Raw genomic sequence first — 11,766 nt, forward strand, 5'->3', positions numbered from 1 at the left:
CCCCGCACGGAACCCGCACCCCGCACGGAACCCGTGCCCCGCACGGAACCCGCACCCCGCACGGAACCCGTGCCCCGCACGGAACCCGCACCCCGTGAGGAACCCGCACCCTGTGAGGAACCCGCCTCACCCCCCGGCCTTGAGCACCTCCACCACGATCGGACCGGCCGCCTCGCCGCCGCGGCCACCGCCCTCCGCCATCGCCGCCGCGGCTACGTCCCCGCGGAACCCGGTGAACCAACTGTCCGCCACGGCCTGCCCGTCGATCTCCGCGGAGCCGGTCTTCGCTCCGATGTCACCGCCGAGCCCGGACATGACGGTCGCGGCCGTCCCCTGGGTCGCGGTCAGCCTCATCATCTGCTTCAACTGCGCGGACGTACTCGCCGACAGCCCCTTCGCGGTGGCCAGCTGCCGGTCGTCCAGCTCCGGGGACACCAGATACGGCTGCCGGAAGGTGCCCGTGATCGCCGTGGAGGTCACCGACGCCATGTTCAGCGGGTTCATCAGGACGTCGCCCTGGCCGATGGCGTTGGCGGCGCGGTTCGGCCCACCGGAGGGCGGGACCTTGCCGTCCACGGAGACGATGCCCGTCTTCCAGTCGTCCCGGCCGATCCCGAACCGTTCCTGCGCCTCCTGGGTCAACGACTCGTCGGACAGCGGCTTCTCGTCGATCAGCTTGATGAAGGCCGTGTTGCAGGACCGCTCGAAACTGTTGGCGAGCGTCGCGCTCGGCGTCTCGTTCGCCTTCAGGCCGGGCAGGTTCTTGAAGGTCTGGCTCATCCAGGTCGCCGTGTCGGGGCAGGGCGCGGGGCCGTTCATCGAGGTCACGCCGTTGTCGATGAGCATCGCGGCGGTGATGATCTTCATCGTGGAGCCGGGCGGGAGTTCCCCCTGGAACGCCGCGTTGAAGTCGTCGTCGCGGTGGTTGGCGACGGCCAGCACCTGGCCGGTGCTGGGCTGCACGGCGACCACGGACGACTCGGGGTGCTTCGTGACCGCCCGCTCGGCCGCCGCCTGCGTCCCCGCGCTGATCGTGGTCCGCAGCTTGCCCGCCCTGCCCTTGGTGAGGGTCAGCAGGGTGGTGTCGCCGGCCTCCGCGGCGGCGTGGTGGATGCCCAGCTCGATGCCGGGGGTGCCGCCCGCTTCGGCGCCGTACCGGTCGCGCAGGGTGTCGAGGATCGGCCCGAGGGAGGGGTACTTCTCCTTCGTCAGCACCTTGCCGCGGCGGTCCACGGCCTCGATGGGCGGCGCCGCCGCCTCCCCGGTGAACAGCGTGTCCCCCTTCTTCAGCTCGGGGTGCACGACGGAGGGCCGCCAGTCGACCAGGGCCCGCCCGGTCGTCTTCCCGCGCACGACGGTCAGCCGGCTCTTGTACGCGAGGTCCTTGCTCTTGCCCTTGTACGACACGGTCGCCCGGACGGAGAACGGGACGGTCCGGCCGCCGCTGCCGGTGGGCTCGCCCGGCTCGATCCGCACGTGGTCGATGCGTGCGACGCCGGTGAAGCTGTCGAAGACCTTCCCCGCGTCCAGCGCGTCGTTGGTGTACGACGACGCCGCCGACGGATCGCCCTTCTCCCAGGCCGCGAAGAACTTCTCCGTCGTCTCCCGGACCTCGTCCGCGTCCGGCGGCCCGGTCCGTTTCTGCGGACTCCCGCCGTCCCCGTCGAGCGCCGTCACGAAGTTGTACCCGCCGTACCCGGCCACGCCCACCATCGCCGCGAGCACTCCGCCGACTATGGCGCCCTTGACCCCCTTGCGCATGACGCGACTCCCCCTTTGAACGCGTTCAGAAACCGCTTGCCGAGGCTCACTGTAGGCACGCCGGGGTAACGCGTGGGAAAAATGATTCCTGTGTGTGCCCTGATCGTTAGCCCGACGGAGCCGGGCGCGCTGCATCCGGCCATCACACCCAGGTATCCAGCCACATCCGCGACCGCCACGAATCGATCGGGATGGGCTGCCCGGTGTACAGGGGCCAAAAGTAGATGAAGTTCCAGGCGATCAGGAGGACCAGGACGCCGGCGCCCGCCGCGCCGGCCACGCGGCGGCGTTCCGGGGCGCCGGGGGGACCGAGGATGGCGCCGATCATCATCGTGACGGCCAGACAGAGGAACGGGAGGAAGACCACGGCGTAGAAGAAGAAGATCGTGCGCTCCTGGTACATGAACCAGGGCAGGTAACCGGCGGCCACGCCGCAGGCGATCGCGCCGGCGCGCCAGTCGCGGCGGAAGAACCAGCGCCACAGGACGTAGAGGACCGCGAAGGCGGCCGCCCACCACAGCAGGGGCGTGCCGAGGGCGAGGACCTCGCGGGCGCACTTGTCGGCGGTGTCGATCGCGCAGCCGTCGTTGCCGGGGGGCGGGGACTCGTAGAAGTACGAGACCGGGCGGCCCAGGACGATCCAGCTCCACGGGTTCGACTGGTACGTGTGCGGGGACGACAGCCCGATGTGGAACTCGTAGACCGCGTGCTCGTAGTGCCACAGGCTGCGCAGCCAGTCCGGGAGCCAGGTGAACCAGCCGCCCTTGCCCTCGGTCGCGGCCCAGTTGCGGTAGTAGCCGCCGCTGCCGTCGTCGGGGGAGAGGATCCAGCCCGTCCAGGAGACCAGGTACGTGGCGATCATGACCGGGACCGTGGACAGGAACGCGAGGCCCAGGTCGCGCCGGAGCGTCGCGATCAGCGGCCGGCGGGCCCCGGCGACCTTGCGGGCCGCGTAGTCCCAGAGCACCGTCATGATCCCGAAGAACACCAGGAAGTACAGGGCGTTCCACTTGGTGCCGAGGGCCAGGCCCAGGCAGAGACCGGCCAGCCAGCGGTAGGGGCGCCACCCGAGGCGGGTCGTCTCCGCGATGAGGACATCGGGGCGTACGACCCCGTCGCCGTCCCGGGGGAGGGCGGCGGCCAGGCGCTGCCGTGCCTTGTCGCGGTCGACGACCAGGCAGCCGAACGCGGCCAGCACGAAGAACATCAGCACCTGGTCCAGCAGCGCGGTGCGGCTCATCACGAAGTGCAGACCGTCCACCGCCATCAGCGCGCCCGCCAGGCAGCCGAGGAACGTCGAGCGGAAGATGCGGCGGCCGATGCGGCACAGCATCAGTACGGAGAGCGTGCCGAGCAGGGCCGTCATGAAACGCCAGCCGAACGGGTCGAACCCGAACATCAGCTCGCCCAGACCGATCACGTACTTGCCGACCGGCGGGTGGACCACGTAGGCCGCATCCGTCGGGATGGGCACGTTCCCGTTGTGCTGGAGGATCAGCTCGTTGGCGTTCTTCGCCCAGTTGACCTCGTACCCGCGGTGGACGAGCGCCCACGCGTCCTTCGCGTAGTACGTCTCGTCGAATATCACCGCCCTGGGGCTGCCCAGGTTGTAGAACCGCGTCAGCCCGGCGAACAGCGTCACCAGCAGCGGACCGCCCCACGCCGACCACCGGACCAGGCGCGCCGCGCCCTTCTCGCGCAGCCCGAGCGCGGCCCACACCCGTGCCCCCGGACGGGTGTACGGGGGCACCAGCCGGGTGCGGACGTCGCCTCTCGGAGGCGCCGCGTAGCCGAATCGGCGCAGGCGGTGCTGCCACGACGGCCGCTGGTCTTCGGTGGCCTGGTCCTGCCGGGTGTCCGTGGAGGACGCGGTACTGGTCACCGCGCCATCGTAGGGAACACCGCTGTGGGATTCCCGTGGGACGGGAATCCGGGCAGCGCGCCGCCGGTGGTCCCGAGCCCCGCCGACGGCCCCGCCCCTGGGAGGATGGGGGTGTGACTGGAATCCTTGTGTTGGCAGGTACCCCCATCGGTGATGTCGCGGACGCGCCGCCCCGGCTCGTTCAGGAACTGGCCGGTGCGGACGTGATCGCCGCCGAGGACACCCGACGGCTGCGGCGGCTCACCCAGGCGCTCGACGTGCAGCCGGGCGGGCGGATCGTCTCCTACTTCGAGGGAAACGAGGCCGCGCGTACGCCGGAACTCGTCGAGGCGCTGGTGGGCGGGGCGCGGGTGCTGCTGGTCACGGACGCGGGCATGCCGTCCGTCTCCGACCCCGGGTACCGGCTCGTCGCCGCGGCCGTGGAGAAGGACATCCGCGTCACCGCCGTACCGGGTCCCTCCGCCGTGCTCACCGCGCTCGCGCTGTCGGGGCTGCCCGTCGACCGGTTCTGCTTCGAGGGGTTCCTGCCGCGCAAGGCCGGGGAGCGGCTGGGGCGGCTGCGCGAGGTCGCCGAGGAGCGCCGCACGCTCGTCTACTTCGAGGCCCCCCACCGTCTGGACGCCACGCTCACGGCGATGGCCGAGGCGTTCGGCGCGCAGCGGAGGGCCGCCGTGTGCCGTGAGCTGACCAAGACGTACGAGGAGGTCAAGCGGGGGCCCCTCGGGGAGCTGGCCGAGTGGGCGGCGGCCGGGGTGCGCGGCGAGATCACCGTCGTGGTCGAGGGGGCGCCGGAGAAGGGGCCGGAGGAGCTGGACGCGGCGGAGCTGGTGCGGCGGGTCCGGGTCCGGGAGGAGGCCGGGGAGCGGCGCAAGGAGGCGATCGCCGCGGTGGCGGTGGAGGCGGGGCTGCCCAAGCGGGAGGTCTTCGACGCGGTGGTCGCGGCGAAGAGGACTGCGCCGTAGGGGGCGTGGGGTGGGGTGGCGGGGTGCGTTGTCGGGTGCGGGGTACGTGGGGGCTGGTCGCGCGGTTCCCCGCGTCCCTGAAAAGCAGGGGCTGCGCCCCGTCCTTTCCAGCGCCGTCACCGGCCGCCTTCAGGCCCACGGGGGCCGGGGCTTCCGGGCCCGCAGGGCCTTGGGCCTCAGGGGCGCGGGGAATCGCGCGAGAAGCCCCGCCGACCCGCACCCGCCGACGTACCCGCCCCCCCACCACCCGACGCGCCCTGCACTACATGCCCCTGCACTACATGCCCCCGCACTACACGCCCCCGCGCCCCATGCCCCGGCAAAGCAGAGCAAAGCGCAGCCCTCGCGCGGACGGCATTCCCACAAGGGCGGGCCAAAACGGCTTCAACAGTCGGCAGGTGGGGTGCACTCCAGGTCCCCGGAGGAGTCCTATGGGGTGGTGAGGACGTACTCGTCCTCAGCGTCCAGCGGACCAGAGGAGCTGGCAATGACCGAGATCGCAGAGCGCGCAGTGCTGCGCGACACCGCCACCGCCGTCGTTCACGAGTCCTACTCGTTCGCCTGCATGCGCTGCGGGCACGGCTGGGAGCAGTCGTACGAGATCGAGCACCACAACGACGCCCAGGGCCGCGACTTCGTGATGTACGTGGCCGACGGCAAGGTCGTGCCGTCCCCGCTCTCGCGGCCGGCGTGCCAGAACTGCGACGGTCATGTCGTACGGATCATGCGGGCCGGCCAGGTGTCGTCGGTCCGGGACGCCGAGCACCGGCGCCACGTCCCGAAGCCGCGCCCGGCGGCGGGGGACGCGGCGGACGACGGGGCGGCGGAGCCCGGCGAGCACCACCACTGGCACTTCTCCGACCTGCTGCACCCGTTCCACCGCAAGGCGAGCTGATCCTCCCCCAGCGAGCCTGGAGCGCATGCCCCGATCGTGCGATTCGTAGGATCGGGGCATGCCTTCGAACGACTCCGGCAACGCGTCCGGCAAGAAAGACAGGAACGCCGCGCCCCCGCTCCCCGAGCCCCTGCGGGTATCGGTCGCGGATTCGCACACCCATCTGGACATGCAGTCCGGCACGGTCGAGGAGGGCCTCGCGAAGGCCGCCTCCGTCGGGGTGACCACGGTCGTCCAGGTCGGCTGCGACATCAAGGGCTCCCGCTGGGCCGCCGAGACGGCCGCCCGGCACGAGGCCGTGCACGCGACGGTCGCCCTGCACCCCAACGAGGCGCCGCGGATCGTGCACGGCGACCCGGACGGCTGGTCCCGGCAGGGCGCGCGGACCCCCGGGGGTGACACGGCGCTCGACGACGCGCTCGCCGAGATCGACCGGCTGGCCGCGCTGCCGCAGGTCAAGGGCGTCGGGGAGACGGGCCTCGACTACTTCCGGACCGGACCGGAGGGCAAGGCGGCCCAGGAGCGGTCCTTCCGCGCGCACATCGAGATCGCCAAGCGGCACGGCAAGGCGCTGGTCATCCACGACCGCGACGCCCACGACGACGTGCTGCGGGTCCTGAAGGAGGAGGGCGCTCCCGAACGGACCGTCTTCCACTGCTACTCGGGCGACGCCGCCATGGCCGAGGTCTGCGCCGAGCACGGCTGGTTCATGTCCTTCGCCGGGAACATGACCTTCAAGAACGCCCAGCCGCTGCGCGACGCGCTCGCCGTCGCCCCCCTCGAACTCGTCCTCGTCGAGACCGACGCGCCCTTCCTGACCCCCGCGCCGTACCGCGGACGGCCCAACGCGCCGTATCTCATTCCGGTCACGGTCCGGGCGATGGCCGCGGTGCGGGGCATCGGCGAGGACGCGCTGGCGACGGCGATCGCGGCGAACACGGCGAGGGCGTTCGATTACTGACGGATCACGCTCCGTAGGCCGTCCGGGGGACCCAAAAAGATGATCAGTGTCCCGTGTCGCGACACTGCGTGACCACGTTGCTTTGGAGGGTGACCGAAGTCCGCTAGGTTCACGTCGCCCGACCCGGACCCGGATCCCCTCTGGAGCGTGTCGTCGTGAGCAACGTGCAGTCGTCGTACGAGACCTACGAGAGCCATGGCCCCGACGGTTCGGGCCGCCCGCCGGTCGCGCACGACGCCGGGACACTCCCCTACGGGACCGGGACACCGGCGTACGGGGCCGAGGCGGGAACACAGTCGTACGGGGCCGAGGCCCTGACGCTGCCGTACGGCGCCGGAACGCCCCCGTACGAGGCGGAGACCCTGCCGTACGGGGTCTACGTGGACACGTACCGGCCCGCCTACGCCGCCCAGGCCGCCCGGACCGTCCCCGACCGGCTCGCGGAGCCGGGCGCGTCGTTCCCCGGGGCCGGTGCGGCCGCCGAGGGCGGCCGGGGCGGCTCACGGCGGGCCGTGCGGCGCAGACGGGCCGCCGACCGGCCCGGTTCGCTGCGGCGGCTGGTCCCACAGGCGCTGGTGGTGGCGTTCCTCGCGGGCGGGACCTCCGCGTTCGTCGCCAAGGACAAGGCGATCGAGCTGACCGTCGACGGACGGCCGCGTACCCTGCACACCTTCGCCGACGACGTCTCCGAGCTGCTCGCCGACGAGGGCGTCGCGTTCGGCGCCCACGATGTCGTCGTCCCCGCTCCCGGTACCGCGCTGAGCAGCGGCGACGAGGTCGCCGTCCACTACGGGCGGCCCGTCGCCCTCACCCTGGACGGCCGGCGGCGCGAGGTCTGGACGACCGCCCGCACGGTGGACGGGGCGCTCCAGCAGTTCGGGGTGCGCGCGGAGGGCGCGTACGTCTCGACCTCGCGCTCCCGGCGGATCGGGCGTCAGGGGCTGGAGCTGGACGTCCGTACCGAACGCACCGTCACGATCATGGCGGACGGGCGGACGAGGACGATCCGGACGAACGCGGCGACCGTGGGGGAGGCGGTGGAGCAGGCCGGGGTCACCCTGCGCGGCGAGGACACCACCTCGGTCGAGTGGTCGAGCTTCCCCCGGGACGGACAGACGGTCACCGTGCTGCGGGTGACGGCGTCCACGGAGGTGCGCGAGGTGCCGATCCCGTTCCGGGTGCACCGCACCGAGGACCCGTCCCTCTTCCGGGGCACGGAGGTCGTCGAGCGGCCCGGGCGGCCGGGCACCCGCCGGATCACGTACGCGCTCCGCACGGTCAACGGGGTCCGGCAGCGGCCGCGGCTGCTCCGCACGGAGGTCGTGCGGGAGCCGCGGGACCAGATCGTGAAGGTCGGGACGAAGGCGATGCCGACGTCCGTGGCGGGGGCGGAAGGGCTGAACTGGTCGGGGCTCGCGGCGTGCGAGTCCGGGGGGCGGGCGAACGCGGTGGACCCCTCCGGGACCTACGGGGGGCTGTACCAGTTCGACACGCAGACCTGGCAGAGCCTCGGCGGCAGCGGGCGGCCGCAGGACGCGTCGGCGAGTGAGCAGACGCTGCGGGCGAAGAAGCTGTATGTGCAGCGGGGGGCGAGTCCTTGGCCGCACTGTGGGGCGCGGCTGCGGGGGTGAGGGGTGCGGTGCCTGGTCTGGGCGCCTTGGGGGGTGGGGGTTCGGTTCGTGGGCGGGTGCGGGTGCGTGGGGCTGGTTGCGCAGTTCCCCGCGTCCCTGAAAGCCCAACCCCTGCGGGCCTGAAAGCCCAAACCTTGCGGGCCTGAAAGCCCAGGCCCTGCGGGCCTGAAGACAACGGCCCCTGTGGGCCTGAGAAGCACGGGGCGCAGCCCCTGCTTCTCAGGGGCGCGGGGAACCGCGCGACCAGCCCCCACCGCACCCGCACCCGACAACGCACCCCACCCCGCCCCGTACCCTGGGTGCCGTGAGCAGCCCCCCCGACGCCCTCCTCGGCCCCGCAGACGTCCGTGAACTCGCGGCAGCGCTCGGCGTGCGCCCCACCAAACAGCGCGGCCAGAACTTCGTGATCGACGCCAACACGGTCCGCCGGATCGTGCGGACCGCGGACGTCCGCCCGCAGGACACGGTCGTCGAGGTGGGCCCGGGTCTCGGTTCGCTCACCCTCGCCCTGCTGGAGACGGCGGACAGGGTCACGGCCGTCGAGATCGACGACGTCCTCGCCGCCGCGCTCCCCGCCACCATCGCCGCCCGCATGCCCACCCGCGCCGACCGCTTCGCCCTCGTGCACTCGGACGCGATGCAGGTGACCGAGCTTCCCGGCCCTCCGCCCACGGCGCTCGTCGCGAACCTTCCGTACAACGTCGCCGTCCCCGTGCTGCTGCACATGCTGGACACCTTCCCCAGCATCGAGCGCACCCTCGTGATGGTCCAGGCGGAGGTCGCCGACCGGCTCGCCGCCGGGCCGGGCTCGAAGGTGTACGGCGTGCCGTCGGTGAAGGCGAACTGGTACGCGCAGGTCAAGCGCGCCGGGTCGATCGGGCGGAACGTCTTCTGGCCGGCGCCGAACGTCGACAGCGGGCTCGTCTCGCTGGTCCGCCGGACCGAGCCGGTCAAGACCACCGCCGCCAAGCGGGAGGTGTTCGCGGTCGTCGACGCGGCGTTCGCCCAGCGGCGCAAGACGCTGCGGGCCGCCCTCGCCGGGTGGGCCGGCAGCGCGGCCGCCGCCGAGGCCGCCCTCGTCGCCGCCGGTGTCTCCCCGCAGGCCCGCGGTGAGTCGCTGACCGTCGAGGAGTTCGCCGCCATCGCCGAGCACCGCGTCACCGAGGACACCCCCGGCACCGGGACCAGCACCGGCACCAGGACCTACGACAGCAACCACACCGAGGAGCACCACCAGTCGTGAGCGTCACCGTTCGCGTCCCCGCCAAGGTCAATGTGCAGCTCGCGGTCGGCGGCGCCCGGCCCGACGGCTTCCACGACCTGGCCAACGTCTTCCTCGCCGTCGGGCTGTACGACGAGGTCACCGCGACCCCCGCCGACGAGCTGACCGTCACCTGCGAGGGCCCCGGCGCCGACCAGGTCCCCCTGGACCGGACGAACCTGGCCGCGCGGGCCGCGCTCGCGCTGGCGGAACGCCACGGCGTCGAGCCGGCCGTCCATCTGCACATCGCCAAGGACATCCCGGTCGCCGGCGGTATGGCCGGCGGCAGCGCCGACGCGGCCGGCGCGCTCCTCGCCTGCGACACGCTGTGGGGCACGCACGCCTCGCGCGACGAACTCCTCGACATCTGCGCCGAGTTGGGCAGTGACGTGCCGTTCAGTCTGGTGGGCGGGGCGGCCCTCGGCACCGGCCGGGGCGAGCAGCTCCGGACCCTCGACGTGGGCGGGACCTTCCACTGGGTGTTCGCCGTCGCCGACGGCGGGCTCTCCACGCCCGCCGTCTACCGCGAGTTCGACCGGCTGCACGCGGACGACGTCGTCCCCGAGCCCGTCGCCTCCCAGGTGCTGCTGGACGCGCTCGCCAAGGGGGACGCCGACGCGCTCGCGGCCTTCCTGCCGGACTCCAACGGCCTCCAGCCCGCGGCGCTCTCGCTCTTCCCGAAGCTGGCCGACACCCTCGCCGCGGGCCGCGCGGCCGGCGCGCTCGCCGCGCTCGTCTCCGGTTCGGGCCCGACCACGGCCTTCCTCGCCGGGGACGCCGACGCGGCGCGCACCGTCGCCGAAGGGCTGCTCGCGTCCGGCACGTGCCGGACGGCGAGGGTCGCCGTCTCACCCGCGCCGGGGGCGACCGTGGTCCGTAACGCCCAGGCCTAGGTACTCAGAGGGCAGTTGAGTACGGGAGCGCTGACGCCCGACCGGGCGCCGGCGCGACCGTACTCCCATGAGTGCAACCGTGCATGCCGGTGCGAGCGCCAGCGAACTCGCCGCCGCCACCCCGTCCACCCGTGACCGGTACGTCGACCTCCTCCGCGTCGCCTCCCTGGGCACGGTCGTCCTCGGCCACTGGCTGATGGCGGCGGTCACCACCGGCGGCGGGGAGGGCGGCCGGGTCGAGGTGGGCAACCTCCTCGCCGTCGAGCCGGGCCTGCAGATCCTCACCTGGGCCCTGCAGATCATGCCGGTGTTCTTCTTCGTCGGCGGCTTCTCGCACGCCCTGTCCTACCGCTCGCTCAGCCGCCGCCACCCGGACGGCGACTCGCTGTACCCCGCCTTCCTCCGCGCCCGCCTCCAGCGGCTCCTGCGGCCCACCATGGTGTTCATCGGGGTGTGGGGTGTCGCGGCCGTCCTCCTCCAGCTCGCGGGTCGGGGCGGCGGACTGCTCGACGTGGCGCTGCGGCTGGTCGCGCAGCCGCTGTGGTTCATCGGCATCTACCTCGCGATGGTCGCCTTCACCCCGCCGCTGCTCAGGCTGCACGAGAGGTACGGGTGGGCCGCGTTCGGGGCGCTGGTCGCGGCGGCGGGCGCCGTCGACGTGCTGCGCTTCGCCCTCGACGTGCCGTACGTCGAGTTCCTCAACTTCGCCTTCGTGTGGCTCGCGGTGCACCAGCTCGGGTTCCTGCGCGCCGACGGGCGGCTGACCCGGCCGTACCTGCTCGCCGGGGCCGGGCTCGCGGGGGCCGCGCTGCTGGTGGCGTACGGGCCGTATCCGCTGTCGATGGTCGGGATGCCGGGCGAGAAGGTGTCCAACATGGCGCCGCCGACCTTCGCGCTGCTGTGCCACGGGCTGTGGCTCGTCGGCGCGGTGGAGTGGCTGCGCGGACCGGCCGGGCGGTGGCTGGAGCGGCCGAGGGTGTGGCGGGCGGTCGTGGCGGCCAACGGCGTCTCGATGACCGCGTTCCTGTGGCACCTGTCGGCCATGCTCGGGGTCTACGGCGTGCTGCTCGCGCTGCGGGTGCCGCTGCCCGCGCCCGCGGCGGGCGCCTGGTGGGCCCAGCTGCCCCCGCGTATCGCGGCCGCGGCCGTCCTGACGGCGGTGCTCGTCGCGGCCTTCCGGCGCTTCGAGCGGCCCGCGGCGCACGCCACCGTCCCGCGCCCGCGCGGGAGCGCGCACGGGCCGACTGCGTACGCCGGAGCGGCCGCCGCCCTCGGGGTCGTGCTCTGCCTCTTCGGGGTGCTGGGGCTGTCGATGGTCGGCTTCGGCGGCCTGTTCGAGGGGCGTACGGCGCTGTTGATCGCCGTGCCGGTGAGCGCGCCGGCGGCGGTGGCGATGACCCTCGGGGGATGGCTGCTGGTGGAGCGCGCGGGGCGCGGGGGCCCGGCGGGAGCCCGTCCCGCGTGAGCCGGCGCGGAAGAGTCGCGCCGGCCGGCCAACGCGAACGCCGTCCCGGCCGTCT

At 73.1% G+C, this 11,766-nt stretch carries 9 protein-coding genes; 7 read left to right on the top strand and 2 right to left on the bottom strand.

The window, feature by feature from the left end:
- Positions 1-126: 126 nt before the first annotated feature.
- Together ACFU5F_RS17415 and ACFU5F_RS17420 are read right to left on the bottom strand one after the other, a co-directional pair.
- The gene (locus ACFU5F_RS17415) at positions 127-1,761 is read right to left on the bottom strand and encodes a penicillin-binding transpeptidase domain-containing protein (RefSeq protein ID WP_383887724.1); all 1,635 of its coding nucleotides are present in this window, start codon (positions 1,759-1,761) and stop codon (positions 127-129) included.
- Positions 1,762-1,903: 142 nt separating this feature from the next.
- On the bottom strand, positions 1,904-3,643 hold the full coding sequence (locus tag ACFU5F_RS17420) for a dolichyl-phosphate-mannose--protein mannosyltransferase (protein WP_383887726.1): 1,740 nt from the start codon (positions 3,641-3,643) through the stop codon (positions 1,904-1,906).
- A gap of 113 nt (positions 3,644-3,756) precedes the next feature.
- Between ACFU5F_RS17420 and rsmI the strand changes: the two genes are divergently transcribed.
- The 7 genes from rsmI (at position 3,757) to ACFU5F_RS17455 (ending at position 11,711) form a co-directional block, all read left to right on the top strand.
- Positions 3,757-4,605, top strand: coding sequence for a 16S rRNA (cytidine(1402)-2'-O)-methyltransferase (rsmI, locus tag ACFU5F_RS17425; RefSeq protein WP_383887728.1), 849 nt, complete (start codon positions 3,757-3,759; stop codon positions 4,603-4,605).
- 487 nt (positions 4,606-5,092) lie between these two features.
- A complete protein-coding gene (locus tag ACFU5F_RS17430; protein WP_383887730.1) occupies positions 5,093-5,500 on the top strand; it encodes a hypothetical protein in 408 nt (135 codons plus the stop codon).
- 58 nt (positions 5,501-5,558) lie between these two features.
- The gene (locus ACFU5F_RS17435; protein ID WP_383887731.1) at positions 5,559-6,461 is read left to right on the top strand and encodes a TatD family hydrolase; all 903 of its coding nucleotides are present in this window, start codon (positions 5,559-5,561) and stop codon (positions 6,459-6,461) included.
- A gap of 155 nt (positions 6,462-6,616) precedes the next feature.
- Positions 6,617-8,092, top strand: a complete 1,476-nt coding sequence (locus ACFU5F_RS17440) for a ubiquitin-like domain-containing protein (protein ID WP_383887733.1) — start codon at positions 6,617-6,619, stop codon at positions 8,090-8,092.
- Positions 8,093-8,396: 304 nt separating this feature from the next.
- The gene (rsmA, locus tag ACFU5F_RS17445; RefSeq protein WP_383887735.1) at positions 8,397-9,335 is read left to right on the top strand and encodes a 16S rRNA (adenine(1518)-N(6)/adenine(1519)-N(6))-dimethyltransferase RsmA; all 939 of its coding nucleotides are present in this window, start codon (positions 8,397-8,399) and stop codon (positions 9,333-9,335) included.
- On the top strand, positions 9,332-10,246 hold the full coding sequence (locus ACFU5F_RS17450) for a 4-(cytidine 5'-diphospho)-2-C-methyl-D-erythritol kinase (RefSeq protein WP_383887737.1): 915 nt from the start codon (positions 9,332-9,334) through the stop codon (positions 10,244-10,246). The genes rsmA and ACFU5F_RS17450 overlap by 4 nt, the downstream gene beginning before the upstream one ends.
- Positions 10,247-10,313: 67 nt before the next feature.
- Complete coding sequence (locus ACFU5F_RS17455) at positions 10,314-11,711, top strand: acyltransferase family protein (protein ID WP_383887739.1); 1,398 nt, start codon at positions 10,314-10,316, stop codon at positions 11,709-11,711.
- Positions 11,712-11,766: the final 55 nt, after the last annotated feature.

This window comes from Streptomyces sp. NPDC057438, assembly GCF_042802995.1.
Classification (GTDB): Bacteria; Actinomycetota; Actinomycetes; order Streptomycetales; family Streptomycetaceae; genus Streptomyces.